General features: G+C 60.2%; 17 protein-coding genes. 4 read left to right on the top strand and 13 right to left on the bottom strand.

Annotated features, from left to right (window positions below; genetic code table 11):
* Nucleotides 1-445: 445 nt before the first annotated feature.
* From repB to VL202_RS04670, 5 genes are all read right to left on the bottom strand, one after another.
* On the bottom strand, nt 446-1,444 hold the full coding sequence (repB, locus tag VL202_RS04650) for a plasmid partitioning protein RepB (protein ID WP_325463001.1): 999 nt from the start codon (nt 1,442-1,444) through the stop codon (nt 446-448).
* A 76-nt stretch (nt 1,445-1,520) separates the two neighbouring features.
* A complete protein-coding gene (gene repA, locus VL202_RS04655) occupies nt 1,521-2,732 on the bottom strand; it encodes a plasmid partitioning protein RepA (RefSeq protein WP_413813822.1) in 1,212 nt (403 codons plus the stop codon).
* 330 nt (nt 2,733-3,062) lie between these two features.
* Nucleotides 3,063-3,773, bottom strand: coding sequence for a Tim44/TimA family putative adaptor protein (locus VL202_RS04660; protein WP_325463002.1), 711 nt, complete (start codon nt 3,771-3,773; stop codon nt 3,063-3,065).
* Between the two features lie 52 nt (nt 3,774-3,825).
* Nucleotides 3,826-5,421: a cytochrome c oxidase subunit I gene (gene ctaD / locus VL202_RS04665; protein WP_325463003.1), complete on the bottom strand. Its 1,596-nt coding sequence runs from the start codon at nt 5,419-5,421 to the stop codon at nt 3,826-3,828.
* An 84-nt stretch (nt 5,422-5,505) separates the two neighbouring features.
* Nucleotides 5,506-6,168 carry a 5-formyltetrahydrofolate cyclo-ligase gene (locus VL202_RS04670; protein WP_325463004.1) on the bottom strand — a complete coding sequence of 221 codons (663 nt, stop codon included), beginning with the start codon at nt 6,166-6,168 and terminating at the stop codon, nt 5,506-5,508.
* A 132-nt stretch (nt 6,169-6,300) separates the two neighbouring features.
* Here VL202_RS04670 and VL202_RS04675 point away from each other — a divergent pair, with 132 nt between their 5' ends.
* Entirely contained in the window at nt 6,301-7,182 is an 882-nt protein-coding gene (locus VL202_RS04675) for a LysR family transcriptional regulator (RefSeq protein ID WP_325463005.1), read from the top strand.
* 31 nt (nt 7,183-7,213) lie between these two features.
* On the opposite strand, the gene VL202_RS04680 is transcribed toward VL202_RS04675, so the two are convergent.
* On the bottom strand, nt 7,214-7,417 hold the full coding sequence (locus VL202_RS04680; protein WP_325463006.1) for a hypothetical protein: 204 nt from the start codon (nt 7,415-7,417) through the stop codon (nt 7,214-7,216).
* Between the two features lie 327 nt (nt 7,418-7,744).
* Here VL202_RS04680 and VL202_RS04685 point away from each other — a divergent pair, with 327 nt between their 5' ends.
* Together VL202_RS04685 and VL202_RS04690 are read left to right on the top strand one after the other, a co-directional pair.
* Complete coding sequence (locus VL202_RS04685) at nt 7,745-8,443, top strand: CBS domain-containing protein (RefSeq protein WP_325463007.1); 699 nt, start codon at nt 7,745-7,747, stop codon at nt 8,441-8,443.
* Between the two features lie 208 nt (nt 8,444-8,651).
* A complete protein-coding gene (locus VL202_RS04690; RefSeq protein WP_414692803.1) occupies nt 8,652-10,667 on the top strand; it encodes a hydantoinase/oxoprolinase N-terminal domain-containing protein in 2,016 nt (671 codons plus the stop codon).
* 96 nt (nt 10,668-10,763) lie between these two features.
* On the opposite strand, the gene rnk is transcribed toward VL202_RS04690, so the two are convergent.
* Complete coding sequence (gene rnk, locus VL202_RS04695) at nt 10,764-11,180, bottom strand: nucleoside diphosphate kinase regulator (RefSeq protein ID WP_056336821.1); 417 nt, start codon at nt 11,178-11,180, stop codon at nt 10,764-10,766.
* Nucleotides 11,181-11,785: 605 nt separating this feature from the next.
* Here rnk and VL202_RS04700 point away from each other — a divergent pair.
* Entirely contained in the window at nt 11,786-12,547 is a 762-nt protein-coding gene (locus VL202_RS04700; RefSeq protein ID WP_325463009.1) for a pseudouridine synthase, read from the top strand.
* 66 nt (nt 12,548-12,613) lie between these two features.
* Here VL202_RS04700 and VL202_RS04705 read toward each other — a convergent pair whose 3' ends face one another.
* The 6 genes from VL202_RS04705 to VL202_RS04730 form a co-directional block, all read right to left on the bottom strand.
* Nucleotides 12,614-12,928 carry a cupredoxin family copper-binding protein gene (locus VL202_RS04705; RefSeq protein WP_325463012.1) on the bottom strand — a complete coding sequence of 105 codons (315 nt, stop codon included), beginning with the start codon at nt 12,926-12,928 and terminating at the stop codon, nt 12,614-12,616.
* Between the two features lie 16 nt (nt 12,929-12,944).
* Nucleotides 12,945-13,463, bottom strand: coding sequence for a DUF4142 domain-containing protein (locus VL202_RS04710; protein WP_325463010.1), 519 nt, complete (start codon nt 13,461-13,463; stop codon nt 12,945-12,947).
* Between the two features lie 87 nt (nt 13,464-13,550).
* The gene (locus VL202_RS04715; protein WP_325463011.1) at nt 13,551-14,249 is read right to left on the bottom strand and encodes an RNA polymerase sigma factor; all 699 of its coding nucleotides are present in this window, start codon (nt 14,247-14,249) and stop codon (nt 13,551-13,553) included.
* Between the two features lie 118 nt (nt 14,250-14,367).
* Nucleotides 14,368-14,556 (bottom strand): hypothetical protein, encoded by a 189-nt coding sequence (locus tag VL202_RS04720; RefSeq protein ID WP_056336805.1) that lies wholly within the window; start codon nt 14,554-14,556, stop codon nt 14,368-14,370.
* A gap of 111 nt (nt 14,557-14,667) precedes the next feature.
* Complete coding sequence (locus tag VL202_RS04725) at nt 14,668-15,273, bottom strand: BA14K family protein (protein WP_325463013.1); 606 nt, start codon at nt 15,271-15,273, stop codon at nt 14,668-14,670.
* Between the two features lie 415 nt (nt 15,274-15,688).
* Nucleotides 15,689-16,084: a DUF1236 domain-containing protein gene (locus tag VL202_RS04730; protein ID WP_056336798.1), complete on the bottom strand. Its 396-nt coding sequence runs from the start codon at nt 16,082-16,084 to the stop codon at nt 15,689-15,691.
* Nucleotides 16,085-16,208 lie beyond the last annotated feature (124 nt).

The following is a 16,208-nucleotide window of genomic DNA, read 5'->3' on the forward strand; positions in this document are numbered from 1 at the left end:
TGGCTGCGAAACTTATGCCGAGGCGCGATCACAGCTTGCAGGATCTATTCTTCGCCGCTGCTATTAACCATCTAATTATCTGATAATAAAAATTATTTTCAGTTTTGCGGTTTAGTCTGACGATGTGCAGTGGGACAATTGGTCTGTTCGTTGCTCTTCAGGGAGCATTCTATAAACCGTTATCGGTGTGCGAGCGGCCAATTGTTATCTCGAAAATGACGGTGCAGTTGCTCTCCACTTAAGGGCGGAGTCAGAATCGGCAAAGCGCATGGCGCTGATCCCGCGCGTCTCAGAGGGCATCTACATCTACAAGCCGTTCTCCCCTCCCCCCAGGCCGGAGATCATCGGCCTCCATATCACCGCCTGCCCTTCCGGGGGCCTGTCTCACATCCCCGCGATTGCCTGCGGCATAGCTGCTGCAACTGACAGAAAAAAGCTCTGCGTTTCAGTCCTCGCTTCGCGGGGCGCCGGTTTGCCGGTATTCCTGGTAAAGGCTCTCCAGCCGCTCCGACAGGAAGGCGCCGAATTGCGAGGCGTCTTTAGCCTTCAACGACAGCGTAAAGGCCTTGCCTGCATCCTTCGTCGAGACGGAAACCGCCTTTTCAGCGATTGCCCAGTTTTTTTCTATGGGCTTGCGGACTGCCGGTTTTGATTTGCGCGCCTTTCTCAATTGTTCGAGCAGCGCACTAAAACGTGCATCCGCAGGCAGGCTCTTGAACGCATCGCTCGCGACGAATTCGATTGCCCATTCGGCGCGATGCGGATCGAGGGCCAGCTTCTTGGCTTCCTCCCATCGATCGCGCCCTACCCCCTTTGCCGATCCGACCGCGTCCAGAATGGCCTCGGGAACGTTTTCCGCTACGGAGAGCATTCGCGACAATAGCGTGTCGTCGATGGTCAATGCCGTCTTGATCGTGTCCTTGGTCATGCCGGCGCTGGCCAGCTTTCTCGCAAACAGTGCCTTCTCGATGAAGGAGAGATCGGCGCGCGCTGTATTTTCCTGGCCCTGGGCGATGACATGGGCGATGTCCTCGATCGGCTTGACCACCGCGCGAACCTCGATCCCCAGTTCCTTGGCTGCACGCGCGCGACGATGTCCGTAGACGATCATGTAGCGGCTCGGCGCATCGGGATGCGGCCGCACCAGGATCGGCGAGGATTGGCCGCTCTGCCTGATGGCGTCCACCAGGCCGGCGAAATCCGCCTCGTCGTCATCGATCCTGTCCGCGAAAGCGGACGCGTCGAGCCTGTCCGGATCGAGCATGACGATCGTCTCGCCTTCCAGGACACGCATCGAATTCTCGGCCATCTCGTCGAGAGACTGCATCATCGAGCGGGAGGCGCCGCGGCGGGCATAGTCGACGCGGGTTTCCGACGGCTTGCCGTCGTTCGCCTTCTGCGGCAGCGTCGAACTAAGGTTGGTGAGCAGGTGCTTGCGAGCCATCCTCGATCCTCACTTCTGTGTATCTAACTGAATTTGATTGAGAAAATTGTATTTTGCACGGCTGTCAAGAATTCTCTCACTTTCGCCCCCATGCCTTATGGACGAGCGTGACGATTTCTCCGTTGACGCCGTTCAGGCATTCCATGGCGCGGTCATAGGTGGAGCGGGTGAACTGGCTGCGCTCGACCTCGTAGAGCGTTTGCTTGGTGATGCCGGCATCGGAGATCGCCGTCGATTTCACCATCTGGTGCTGCAGCATCCGCTTGTTGAACATGGCCTGCATGAAGCCGACCATCTGCGCCTGTGGCCCATCCATCGGCTCATAGCGGGTCACGAGATAGCGGAACCATTTCAACCGGACAGTCGCCCCCGCGCTTTTTATCGATTCGAGAATGCCGCCGAGCATCAGCAGGAACTGGCTCATCGACATGACGTCGAGCATCTGTGGATGAACGGTGATCAGTACCGAGGTAGAGGCAGTCAGCGCCGTGAGCGTGAGGTAGCCGAGTTGTGGCGGGCAATCGATCACCACGACATCGTAGCGATCGTCGACTTCTTTCAAGGCCTTGGAGATGCGGGTAAAGAACAGCCGCCCCTCGGGAGAGCTTTTGTTGGAGGCGGCAAGGGGGGTCTCGTATTCGTATTCCTGAAGTTCGAGATTGGCAGGCACGATATCGAGCCCCGGGAAATTCGTAGGCTGGATGATGTCCTTGATCGACTTGCGCTGGTCATCGTAGCGCAGCGCCTCGAACAGGGAAGGATTCTTGTCCAGTTCGGGCTGGATTCCGTGCAGGGCGGTCAGCGATGCCTGAGGGTCGAGGTCGATGGCAAGGACGCGATGGCCGGTCAAGGCGAGATATTGCGCCAGATGCGCCGTCGTCGTCGTCTTTCCGCTTCCACCCTTGAAGTTGACCACGGAAATGACCTGCAGCGCTTCCCCCGCGCGGCGATGAGGAACATAGCGCTTGAAATCAGACCTGCCGTGCTTGTCGAGATATTGCCGCAGTTCGAGCATCTGCTCGGCGGTATAGGATCTGCGGCCCGAACCCGTCACTTCGGGGACAGGCCCCTTTCCTTCAAGGTGAAGCTTCTTGATGTGATTTTGCGACACGCCGATAAAATCGGCGACCTCCACGGACGAAAACCGGCGCAGGCCCTTTTCCGCATTTGGCGGATATTGCTCCATCCGCAGCATGTTGAGCTTGTCGGAAATAAGCTCTCCCTGCTCAAGGATTTCTTCGTCGAAATCCTTGTCTTCCGCGACATTCACATCCGCAACCACGTTCAATTCAGTCACCGTCCTGGAAAAACGCTTTTCCGTGACACATCGCCACTAAAGCGTGATTACTATCGGTGGATTCTCGAAAACCCGCAAGAGATTTTTGGTTAACGCCTCCTTAACAAGGCCTGCACAGGAGGCGCGGCGGGCAACGAAGCCCGGTCTGACCGCAAGATCGGGGTATCGTGGGCTGAAGCCGCGCAATCGGGGGAGGGGAGGGCTCCACCATTGCAGGCAATCCGGCGACAAGCGATGCGACGAAGCGATCGCCAACGCGCTATGACCTCCGCGAGGCGACCGTACCCACGCTCGCAAGCGAAGCAACAGCAAAAGGCCCGCTCATGCGGTTCGGGTCGTTTTGTCGATAATCTTGGCCTTCAGGCTTCTCCGTGGGCTGATCGACGCCTTGGCGCCGTCTTTCATCGCAAGGGATTGGGCATTGGACGTGACGGTCAACCGCCAGGATGGGTCCCGTGATGAGAGATCGCGCGAGAAGGTCCAGATGTCGCAGGTTTCGATGATATGATTCAAGTCACCGGAAATCATCTTGCCGACTTCGGAGCGTGTCGCCTTGACGATGTCGGTCACGAACCTGACCGTTATGTCAGCCATGCCGTCGACGATACCGGCATCGACAATAGTGGCTTCCTTCTCTCCGACGACGATCAGGTCAAGCGTTTCGCTCCGCTTCCGGCGCTCGTCGATGGCATCGACAAATGCGGTGAGGACATCCGGTCCGACAAGCGGTCCGAGGATCATTTCGTCGCCCGCCGCAAATGCGTCTAGTATGATCTCATGGGCGTTCGCGGCGGCCGCCAGGAAATGTGCCCTGGTGAAATTCCGGTCGGCCTTGCCGATCGCCTCCAGGGCAGCCGGGAGATGGCCAGCCTCCATGTCCGGCTGTGGCGTATCCGGCATGGCGACGCCCTTCTCGGCGGAGTCCTCGTTGCCGGACGGCACCGACTGGCTGGCGAGATTGAAAAGCAGCCAGTAGAAGAGGAAAAGCCCGACAAGATAGAGATTGCTGTTCATATCCATGGCTTCGGTCATCGCTTCTCTCCTTGGAACCGTGTTCATGACCGTTGGTCGACGTACAGGCAGATCAACGGATCAGCGGCAACGAACTGAATTGGTGGTAGGGCGGCGGTGACGACAGCGTCCATTCAAGGGTCGTCGCTCCTTCACCCCAGGGATTGTCGCCCGCTCTGCGCCTGCGGATAAAGGCTTCCGCGACGGTGACGAAGAAGACGACGAGACCGGCGGTCGAGATATAGGCGCCGATCGAGGAGACGAGGTTCCAGCCGGCGAAAGCATCGGGATAATCGGCATAGCGGCGCGGCATGCCCGCAAGGCCGAGGAAATGCTGTGGGAAGAAGACGAGGTTGACGCCGATGAACATCAGCCAGAAATGCAGGCGACCCAGCGTTTCGCTGTACATGTAGCCCGTCATCTTGGGAAACCAGTAGTAGAAACCCGCGAAGATGGCGAAGGCCGCACCCAGCGACAGCACATAATGGAAATGCGCGACGACATAATAGGTATCGTGCAGAACGCGGTCGATGCCGGGATTGGCAAGCACGACGCCGGTCACGCCACCGATGGTGAACAGCAGCACGAAGCCCGAGGCCCAGAGCATCGGCGTCTTGAACCGGATAGAACCGCCCCACATGGTGGCCAGCCAGGAGAAGACCTTCACGCCCGTGGGCACGCCGATCACCATGGATGCAAAGGCGAAATAGCGCTGTGAATCAAGGGAAAGCCCGACAGTGAACATGTGATGGGCCCAGACGATGAAGCCGATAAGGCCGATGGCGACCATGGCATAGGCCATGCCGAGATAGCCGAAGATCGGCTTTTTGGCGAAGGTCGAGATCACATGACTGACGATGCCGAAGCCGGGCAGGATCATGATGTAGACTTCCGGATGCCCGAAGAACCAGAACAGATGCTGGTAGAGGATCGGATCGCCGCCGCCTTCGGGCGCGAAGAATGTCGTGGCGAAATTGCGGTCGGTCAGAAGCATGGTCACCGCACCGGCAAGCACCGGCAGGGAAAGCAGGAGCATAAAGGCGGTGACGAGCATCGCCCAGGCGAAAAGCGGCATCTTGTGCAGGGTCATGCCCGGTGCCCGCATGTTGAAGATGGTGGTGATGAAATTGATCGCGCCGAGGATCGAGGAGGCGCCGGAGAGGTGAATCGCAAGAATGACGAAATCGACCGCCGGGCCCGGCTGGCCGGAGGTGGAATAGGGAGGATAGAGCGTCCAGCCGCCGCCATGGCCCAATGTTCCGGCAGCACCGGGCGAAAAGAGCGAGAGGATGAACAGGACGAACGATGCAACGAGCAGCCAGAAGGAGACATTGTTCAGGCGCGGAAATGCCATGTCGGGTGCGCCGATCATGATCGGGATCATCCAGTTGCCGAAGCCGCCGATCATGGCTGGCATGATGACGAAGAAGATCATCACCAGGCCGTGGCCGCTGACGACGACGTTGAACACGCCGGGATCGTTGAAGATCTGCAGTCCCGGCGTCTGGAGTTCCATGCGGATCAGCACGGAGAGGGCGGTGCCGAGAACCCCCGCGATCATCGAAAATATCAGATAGAGCGTGCCTATGTCCTTGTGGTTGGTGGATTGGAACCATCGGGTGACAAAGGCCGGCCTGTCGTTTTCCGGCGTGGTGCTTGCACGTAACATGACACTCTCTTGCTTTCGCTTGCGGGTCCTGAAGGCGGGATCGAAACAGGGCCGCCTCGCCTCCAGCGGCGGCCGCAACGCAGATCACCCGTCGGTCACGACGAGATCCATCGGAACATCGAAGGGCTGCGGATAGATCGTCCTGATCCGGCTTTCCGCATAGCCGACGCCGATGACCTGCGGTTTCCTCGACATGGCGGCGAGCGTCCGGTCGAGAAGGCCGCCATAGCCGAGGCGATGATCGGCCTCGTCGAAACCGACGCCGGGCGCGACGATGACATCCGGCTGCACGGCAGTTCCGCGCGCCGGAACCAGCATGTCCCAGACGCCGCGCTCCAGTCGGTCTCCGGGCGACCAGAGGGAAAATTCCAGCGGCCTGTTTTTTGCGATGACGATCGGAAGCGCGATCCGCGATCCGCGTTCGAACGCCCGGATCATCCAGTTGCGCAGGTCCGGCTCGCCACGAACCGGCCAATAGGCTGCGAGAATACGTCCGCCGGGCCTGCCGAGCGCCGCCTCCAGTCTGGAGGCGATCCGTTTCGACCTCCTATTTCGCTCATCGGGATCAAGCGCCATGCGTGCGTCGATCAGGCGCTTGCGCTCCGCACGGCGCCAGCGGGCGACGTCGCTGCTGCCGGAGCGGTGTGCGGCAGGCTGAACACGATAATCGGGCGTCAGTTCGTGCATGAAGCAGGGCGGGGACGCATATCCGCCTGTCATCTCCTCCGGGTCCTCGTCATTCGACATCAGCAACTCCGTGGCACCGAGCGGTGCCGGCGAACAGGATCATTCGCGACCAGCCTGCTCCCGTTGAAAACAGAAGACAAACGGAATTAAATGCAGCATCAATGCAATAATTTTGCATCGAAGGAGGGCGAGATGGATATCGATCGGGCAAGGACCTTTCTTGAAATTGTTCATTCCGGTAGCTTTCTGAAGGCTGCCGACCGGCTGAACGTGACCCAGACCACTGTCAGCGCCCGTATCCGCACGCTGGAACAGGAACTTGGCCGGCAATTGTTCGTCCGTAACCGCAACGGCGCGCAACTGACGGCGGCGGGACGGGAATTCGAGCGGTTTGCGCTGTCCTTCGTCCAGGTTTGGGAACGGGCAAGGCATCAATTGGCGATCCCGGAGGGGCAGACGAGCGTGATCGCACTGGGCGGCGAGCTCAGCCTATGGAACCCGCTGCTCCTCGATTGGCTGATCTGGATGAAGAAAACCAAGCCGGAGATCGCCCTGCGCGCCAATGTCGGCGTGCCGGACCAGCTCCTCGAGCAGTTGCGCACCGGTGTTCTCGACATTGCGGTTCTCTATGCGCCAAAGCTGCTGCCCGGCTTTCGGGTCGAACTCATCGAGGAAGAACAATTGATTCTGGTGCGCACAACCGGCGAAGGGCATATGCCGGCGGACAAGCAGGAATATGTCTATGTCGATTGGGGGCCGCTCTTTGCCGCGCAGCACGATGCCAGGTCGACGCCATTTGGCGAGCCGGGATTATTGGTCGGTCTTGGACCGCTGGGGCTCAGCTATATCCTGCGGGCCGGCGGCATGGGCTATTTCCGCAAAGGTGTCGTGCAGCCTTTCATCGAGGCGGGGGAGCTTGAGGCGGTCGATGGCGCGCCTGAATTCACCTATCCGGCCTATGCGGTCTATTCCGAAAGCAGCCAGGGGCGCACCGATCTCCAGGAAGCTCTGCATGCGTTGAAAAAGGTGGTTGACGCGCCCCGCGGCCCAGGCCTGAACCGGCAGCTTTTTTGAGCCGAGACGGTATTTTCCCGCTTTCCGCGTTTCAGTTCTCGGGCGCGCCGATCAGATAGTCGATCACCAGTTCACGGCCAGCCCTGCTGATGCCCACTCCGGTCGGTCTTTCCACCGCCATTCCAAGAAGGATCAGGCGCGCTGCCATGTCCTGGGAAAGGGCAGGGTAGGGGCCTCGGTTCATGCGCTTGAGAGCCGTCTGCTCATCGTCGGTGAGATCGTTCCACGCTGTCATGGCAAATCCTTGAATATCGGCATCGGCCTATAGGCCAGATCATCATCATCTTTGGCATCTTGCGTATTGACTGCAAGAAAATTGCGCTGAACCCAAAGTAAATTTCATTTGCCTTGTTCTCAAGCCGGGTGAATGATTGAATTCGGCGAAATCGCAAGATCCGGCGACGAGCTCGGGGGGGATAGGGCGGATAGGGCATCGGGCGCATGACGACGTCTCAGACTGGCCGATCGTCATTCCGATATGAGCCCGGCAAAAGGGAAGCGCCTTCAAGTCACATCTGTCCGATCCACGCCATGCACCGCGAACCGGAAGAAAGGGAACAGAATGTTGATCGCAAAAGATATCATGTCGCCGTCTGCCGTTTCTGTAGGGTTGGACAGTACGGTGGCGGATGTGGCCGATATTCTCGTATCGCATAAAATCAGCGGCGTCCCCGTCATCGACCGGGGCGTGCTGTGCGGAATTGTCAGCGAAGGAGACCTGCTCCGCCGGATGGAAATCGGCACGGACCGGCATTTTCGCCCCTGGTGGCTTCGCCTCTTCAAGGGCAATGCCATTCTCGCCGCCGATTATATCAAGGCCCATTCCGTGCATGTCTGCGACGTGATGACGTCCGACGTCGTCACCGTCACCGAAACGACGACGGTGGTCGAAATCATCGACCTTCTGGAACGCAAGAATATCAGGCGTGTGCCCGTATTGCGCAACGGACAGGTCGTCGGCATCGTCTGCAGGGCGGATCTGGTCAAGGCGATCCTGGCCTCGGAAACGCCACCGCATCCGGCCGAGATGAATGACGACAACCGCATTCGGGCAGAGATTCAGGCCGCGCTCCGGTCCGAATCCTGGCTTTCGGAGGAAAATTCGACAGTGACGGTCCAAAACGGGATCGTCACCTTCTGGGGGGCCTACATAACGGATGAAGAGCGAAAAGCCTCGCATATCCTGGCGGAAAATATCGCCGGCGTTCGCGCTATCGATGATCATCGCACGCCATTGGCGATCCCTTACGGCATGATGTAGACACGGACCCGAATGAACGTCGGAATCCCTCGAAAGCCCGGCCGCCAGGGGCGGTGGCGAAGCGCCGAAAATCCCGGGAGCGCTCTGTTTTGTCGCGCCGACGGCCACGTCCGTCCGCCGCTGCCGTAGATCTTTCCACGATGCGGCTGATGCGCGCCGGTGCGCGTGTAAATACTCTCCTTCCGATAAACGGACCAAGCGGACATCCATGATGGTGAATGAAACTGGGGCTCCCCTCTATCTCGGTATCGATACCGGCGGCACCTATACGGATGCCGTGCTTTGGGGAGACGATATAGGTATTATCGCCAAGGCAAAATCGCTTACGACGCGACATGATCTTGCAATAGGGATCGCCGGCGCGGTCGATGCAGTTCTGGCAAGTACGGCAATCCGGCCGGCTGAGATCAAGCTGGTCTCCATCTCCACGACGCTTGCGACCAATGCACTTGTCGAAGGGCAGGGCGGGCGGGTCGGTCTGGTCATGGTCGGCTTCAACCGCCAGGACCTGTCGCGCGACGGTCTTGCCAAGACACTTGGTTCCGATCCCGTCGTCTTTTGCCCCGGCGGACACGATGTCCATGGCAATCCGAACGAACTTAGCCTCGACAATCTGGAGGCCGCCTTGCCGGTCCTGGCCGAAACGGTATCGGGTATCGCGATTGCCGCCTATTTCGCGGTTCGCAATCCCGAGCACGAGGTCAGGATCCGCGACATTGTCCGCGAGCGAACCGGGTTTCCGGTGACCTGTTCGCACGAATTGACCTCCAAGCTCGGCGGCCCGCGTCGGGCGCTGACGACCCTTCTCAATGCCCGCCTTGTCTCGATGATCGGCCGGCTCATCGATGCCACGGAGGGCTTCCTCGGCAAGAGGAACATCACGGCGCCGCTGATGGTCGTGCGCGGCGACGGTGCGCTGGTGACGGCGGAATTTGCCCGAACACGCCCGATCGAGACCATCCTGTCGGGGCCGGCGGCAAGCCTGGTCGGCGCGCGGCACCTGACCGGCCGCGACGATGCCGTCGTCACCGATATCGGCGGCACGACGACCGATATCGGCATACTGGACGGCGGCCGGCTTCGTCTGGACCCCGAGGGCGCGATGATCGGCGGGATGCGGACAATGGTGGAGGCGATCGCCATCCGCACATTCGGGCTGGGCGGTGATTCCGAAGTGAGGCTCGACGAACATGCGCTTACGCCGTCGATCCTGCTTGGCCCCCGCCGTCTCGTTCCCCTGGCGCTTGCCGCCATGAAACATGGTGATGTCATCCGCAAAAACCTCACGCGTCAGCGGCTCAGCCCGACGGTGAACAGGCTCGACGGTCGCTTTGCCGTGCGGGTGGGCGTGCCGGAACGGCTGGCCAGCGGGCTGACGGCCACCCAGACCAAGCTTTTCCAGGCCCTGTCCGACATCCCGGTTGCGCTCGACAAACTGCTGACATCGACCTCGCAGATCGCCACGCTGGACCGGTTGGTGGCGCGCGGGCTGGTGCAGGTCATCGGCTTCACACCATCGGACGCGGCTCATGCGCTGGGCAGGCAGGACAATTGGGATAGCGCCGCCGCACGCCTGGGCGCCGAGCTGTTTGCCCGCAAAAGGGACGCCCAGGGAAATCATGTCGCGGAGGATGCCGCGGGCTTTGCACGAAAGGTGCTCCACGCGGTGACCCGCAGGTCGGCCGAAGCGGTGTTCGAGACCGTCTTTGCAGAGGATGGGCTGGATGGCGAGGTCTCCGTTGCCCATCCGGTCGTGCAGCGGGCGGTGAGCAGGCAGGAGGGCATCGCGCGCCTGTCGATCGCACTCGACCGGCCGGTGGTCGGCCTCGGGGCCTCCGCGTCGCTCCATTATGCCGAACTTCCAGCGCTCGTCGGAACGGAATGCCTGGTCCACGAACACGCCGACGTCGCAAATGCGCTTGGTGCCGTCGTCGGACAGGTGCGGATGTCGGCGACGGCGCGCGTCAGCCAGCCGGAGCCCGGCCTTTACCGGGTCAATTCAGGGGAAGCGCTCGACGATTATGACAGCGAGGCCGAAGCCATGGACGCTGCCGAAATGCACGTCCGCCGGATGTCCATCGACCTTGCCGAACGGGCCGGTGCCGATCTGCCCCGCATCGAGATCGCCAGGGACGTTGACGTGGCCGAGATCGACGGCGAACGCAGTTTCATCGAGGCAAGGCTCGTGGCAATGGCGACCGGCCGGCCCCGCATCGCCTCCTGAACCGATTGTCGGCGGCGAAGCCTTCGTGAAATCAGGGTAGGAGAGGGGAAGCCGGCGCTTGGTGCGCCGGTGGCCATATTCCGAAAGTTCTACGAGTTATTCCGCCGCGGCATCATTCCGCACATTGAGAACGGTCAGGCGATGACGCCGTTCATCGCGGGCGGTCCATTCGATCGACTGGCCTTCCGTGAGGCCGATCAACGCCGTTCCGATCGGCGTGAGAATCGAGATCTTGCCTTGGGCGATATCCGCCTCGCCGGGATAGACGAGCGTGACGCGGCGCTGGCCGTCGTCCGCTGCATATTCCACGGCAGACCCCATCTGCACCACATTGGCGGGCATCGTCCGCTGCGAGACGATTTTCGCCCTGTCCAGCTCGCCCAGAAGCTCATCCGCCAGTTCCGGCATGCGGTCGGCTACGGCGGAGGCAAGCCCGCTCAGCCGCTTTTCGTCGACATCGCTGACAACGATCTTCGGTTTGGCGTGATGGAGGGTCGATTTGCTGTTTGCCATTGTTCTATTCCTGACGTCTCCCCGCAATAGGCTTGCCGGAGACATCTGTTCGACTGGATTGTGATAGTGACTGGTCCGCTCGCCGTTCAAAACCGATGATGCGGAAACGCTCTGTCGCGAGAAGTCCGATAATGACGCCGCCCCCGTCCAGGGAGAATTTCTGCCGGGCCGGGGTTACAAGCCTACGGCGGGAAATACCCGATAGGCAAAAGCAAGCAGATTATGGACAGGTGTCGGTTTCATGATGTTAGCTTGGCGGATTTGACGATATTGTCAAGTCGAACCGATCGCGGCCTCCTGCTTGACTTCGGGAATGCTTCGCTTACATGACCGCACGAAATCGACGGCCTCTAACCATGCTGGCAACGGGCAAACTATTGAAATGGGCAGGCAGCCGACATCTTGAAGACGCATCCGGCCCTGCGCCCGGGTCTGCCAGGAATTTATTGAATGTCCAATCCGACCACGCAGTTGCGCCCGGCACAATTCGCGACCACTGGCTGCGATATCAGCCGGTATCCATGAGTTCTCGCCAAATGGTGCGGAGCCGCGAGGGATATCTCGGCGGCATTCGCACCGGCGGCCCAATATCGGAATCTTGAGCCTTGGCCAGACCGACATATGATGACAAGGCCCATCGTGCTACGATTTGCCGCGCACTTTCAAAGCTCGGCCATTGTTCCCGCACCCAGGCGGAGGCGCTGGTTGCCGAAGGCCGCGTCTCGATCGGCGGAAAGCCTGTCACCGATATCCTGACATGGGTCAATGTCCAGTCGGACCCGATCATGGTCGATGGCGTGCGGATCGTTGCCGAAGAAAAAATCTATCTGATGCTCAACAAGCCGCGCGGCATGGTCACGACGCGGATCGATCCCGAGGGCCGGCCGACCGTCTTCGACTGTCTCAGGCATCTGGACGATACCTACCTGTCGCCGATCGGCCGCCTCGATAAGGCAAGCGAGGGGCTGCTGCTTTTCACCAATGATACCGTGCTGGCCCAACGCCTGCTCGACCCCGTCACCGATGTGGGCAAGATCTACCACGTCCAGGTGAAGGGCCAGATTGCGGACAATATCTGTACCGCGCTCTGCACGGGAATGGTCGAAGGCGGCGAAGCCCTGGAAGCGGCGGCCGCACGGATCCTGCGGCAGGGGGAAAAAAACGCCTGGCTCGAAATCGAATTGCGCCAAGGCCGCAATCGGCAAATCAGGAGGATGCTTGCCACCCTGGATCTGGAGTGCCTGCGGCTCATCCGGGTGGCGATCGGCGACATGGCACTCGGCGACCTGCCGAAAGGCTCGGTACGGTCGTTGACCACGGATGAAATCCGAAGGCTGCGGCGGCGGGCAGGGCAGACGGTTGCCTGATATCAAGCCGGGAGACTTTCCAGCGAAAAGCCTCCCGTTTCTCCGACTGACGCCTCAAAGGCAGCCCTATTTTGCCTGTACGACGATCCGGCCCCGCATATTGGGGTGATAGCGGCAATAATAATCGAGCGTACCGGCCTCCTTCACGACGATGGAGGCCGATTTTTTCGCCGGAATGCGCACGTCAAAGCCGCCTTCGACGGTGGCGGTATGCTCCATCACATCCCTGTTCACCCATTCGATGGTATCGCCGACTGCCAGGCTGATCTCAGCAGGGGTGAAAACAAGCTTGTCGATAACGACTTTCACCGTGGCGGCCTGGGCAGACAGTGAGGCCAGCATCATCGCCACCCCGCCGAGCATTGCCGTTCGCATGATCATGGGCATGGCGGCACACCTATTCCAGCATGGTTGCGACATGTTCGGCATGCTGCTGGTGTCCCTGGAAGAGCTTGAGGCCCGTTTGGAGTAGGTCCTTGAGTTCGGCATTCTGCGCCGAGGGAATCAGGAGCGTTTCGAGCGCGCCGTTGACCTGCTTGTGATAGGCGATTTCGTTTTCGACATAGGCCTTGTCGAAGGCCGCGCCATCAAGCTTTGCCAGTGCATCGCGCTCCTTGGCGGCGGCCTGCGTCAGGGACTGGCTGGTTGCATTGTCTTCCGGCGTCACCTTGAGTTTTGCGACGAGATCAAGCGCCTGCTTGTTGACGGCCTCATGGTCGCGCAGCATGTCTTTCGCGAATGCGATGACATCCTCGTTTTTCGACATCTTGACCGCCAGATTGGCGGCCTCGATGTCGATGACCCCGGCCGTATAGGCGATGTGGGCGATCTGGGGGTCGCTCGGGGCATCTTGGGCGAAAGCGGCCGGGGTGATAAGGCAGATTGCGGCGAAGATCGTGCTGATACGGACGGACATCTGGTTGGCTCCTTTGCACCGGCGCCTGGGCCACCGGTATCGTGTTGACGCCTGTTCGATGCCCCAGCGAGACGAATGTTCCCGATTTTATTCCTTAAAACCAAGCTGGTTCATCACTTTCTCAGTGAGCCGTTCGCAGCGCCAGCCGGCAAAGGGAAAGGCATCCAGCAGCACGGGGCCGATCTGATTGTCGATATGCCGGCGCAAGAGGACCCTTGCGCGATGAAGCCGCGTGCGCGCGGTTTCCGGCTTGATGCCGAGAAGTGCCGCCGTTTCCTCGACGCTCATGCCCTCGATCACCCGGGCGATGAACACCATGCGGAAATGATCGGGCAATTCATCCATGGCGTCTTCTACAAGCTTCAATATCTGCCGCTGCGCCATTGTCTTTTCCGGATCGTCCGAGGCCGTGCCATAGGGAAACTGCAGGATGTCGGCAATCGGCCCGCTGGCGACCGCCTTGCGCTGCCGGGCCGCTTTTCGCAGCCTGCCGAGCGCCTCGTTGAGGACAATCCGGTGCAGCCAGGTCGAAAGGGAGGCTTCGGCCCTGAACTTATCCAGGTTCCGAAAGGCGCGGAGATAGGCTTCCTGAACGACATCCTCGGCGACACCGTCGTCCCGGACCACGCCGCGGGCAATTCGGAAGAGCCGCTGATTGTGCCTCGCCATGATCGCGCGAAAGGCGGCGGGCTCATTGCGAAGCGCGCCTTCCAGCAAGTCTCCGTCCGTGCTGTCAATATCAGCCAGGCGATGCGCCGTGGCTGCCGCTGGATCGTGCTGCTTCATTTTTTCCTCCGTTCAGTGATTGGATCACCGAAGCAAAGAAACGTTCCCATGTTTTTTTGAACTGTTCCGAAAATATCGCCAGGGACGACGATATCCCTCCTATCAAGCGGCTATCCGTTTACTTGGAACCCGACTTGGCGCGTTTTGCGGCCATCAGCAGATCAAGCTCGATCTTCGATGGGCCGAAGCGCGTAAACAAATCTGTCGCTTCTTCCGGATCGATATCATATTTTTCGATAAACGCCTCAAGGGTATAGGCTTCGCCTCCAGCCCGGCGTTTCCGCTCTACATGCTTGATTTCCGTCATCGTCCTGTCCCATCTCATCCGGGAAGAGAAGGGCGGACACCTGCTGAAAGTTCCATTCCGTCGATTGAAATGGTGTTGCTTCATGGCGGACATCGCAGCGGCACCGGGATTTCAGCCGTGGGGCGAATGGCATTGACGGCGTTGGCCGCTATAGGACTTGTAGGAATTATCCTCGGGCCGATAGGACCGATAGTGGTTGGCGCACCAGGCGGCATGGGGATCGTCGATGAAGCTTGCGCTCTCTCCGCCGGCAACCTCCACCTCGCCAGTGTCGGCGGACATGAGCGGAGAGGCGCATTGGCGGCGAGGCCCGCTATAGGGCTGGTAGCTATTGTCGTCGGCGCGGTAGGATCTGTAGCGGTTCTGGCACCATTGCACATGAGCCTCGCTGAAAACCGGGATTTTCTCGATCGCACCCGTGACCAGCGCCCGGTCGATAGTCGGCTCTTCCGCCTGGGCGGTAGAGGAGGCCTGTTCGACGATCGCCGGCATTTTCCAGTCATGCTCGGCGACCTGGATGGGGGCGGTGCGCGGCGGAAGGCGCTCGTAGGTCTGGGCAGCGGGATCGATGCGCACCGGCCGCGTCGTCCAATGAGACGACATGTCGATATTGGAAAAAGGATGGGCAACCGGCTCCGCCAGAAGCCAGGATGCGATGCCCGCACTTCCCATAAGCACCGTCAGGGATAAGGTGAGCTTCAGCAAAAGCGCGATCATCGTCTTCAAGGCCACACTCCTGTTTCAAATCCGTTCGACCATCATTGCCGGGACGTGGGCTGCGGCGTGAGAGGCACGAAGACGGTTGGCCGCTGATCTGTCGGCGCGATCGTTCCGGATGTCGCCAGGAACAGGGAAATCGCCGCCATCGCAAGGACCAGGAATAGCAGTGGCCCGGCGATGGGGAGGCTGGATTTGGATGAGGAGTGATCGAAGGACATTTGACGCCTCTTTCCTGGCAGTTGCGCTTCCTGAAGCCGGCCCGGCTCAGGCAAGCCCGATGAAAGACAAGATTGCACCGATGATGACGATCGCTCCGACGAGCCAGACTATACTGTTCATTTCGCTTCTCCTTGTCAGGGTTTGCCGGCTTGTCCGGGAAGCGCGAATGCGCAACCCGAACAATCCGACGGCTTTACTGCACGACCTGAACGACGGTTCGCGTCTGCGGGTCCACGATCACGCGCTGCTCGTTGACGATGGTGTAGGCATAGCGGGGGTCCTCGGCGACCGGCGTCAGGACCACCTCCTGCGGAACGGGTTTGCCGACCACGATCGGCTGTTCCACGACGACGGAATGGGTCACCGGCTGCTGCTGCACATAGGTGACGACCTGGGTCGGCGGCGGATCAAGGGCTGTACCGGCGATCGCGCCGACAACACCGCCAACCGCGGCACCGACCGGACCACCGACAATCGCTCCCGTGACGGCGCCGCCGGCGGCGCCGTTGACCGTTCCCTCCTGGGCGGAGGCAGCAGTGCCCAATGCTCCCAGCATCGCGGCGCTTAGGATAATCAAGGTCCTGTTCATGACATGCTCCTTTTCTTACACATGGGTTATTCCCGGGAGCACAACGCCAGAGCAGGCGCACCGTTCCGCCATAGGGCCTCAGTCCATTCAGGCCCGGACCTATGCCCTGGTTGCCTGGGACCAA

It is taken from the genome of Pararhizobium sp. (genome assembly GCF_035497515.1).
Taxonomy (GTDB): Bacteria; Pseudomonadota; Alphaproteobacteria; order Rhizobiales; family Rhizobiaceae; genus Pararhizobium.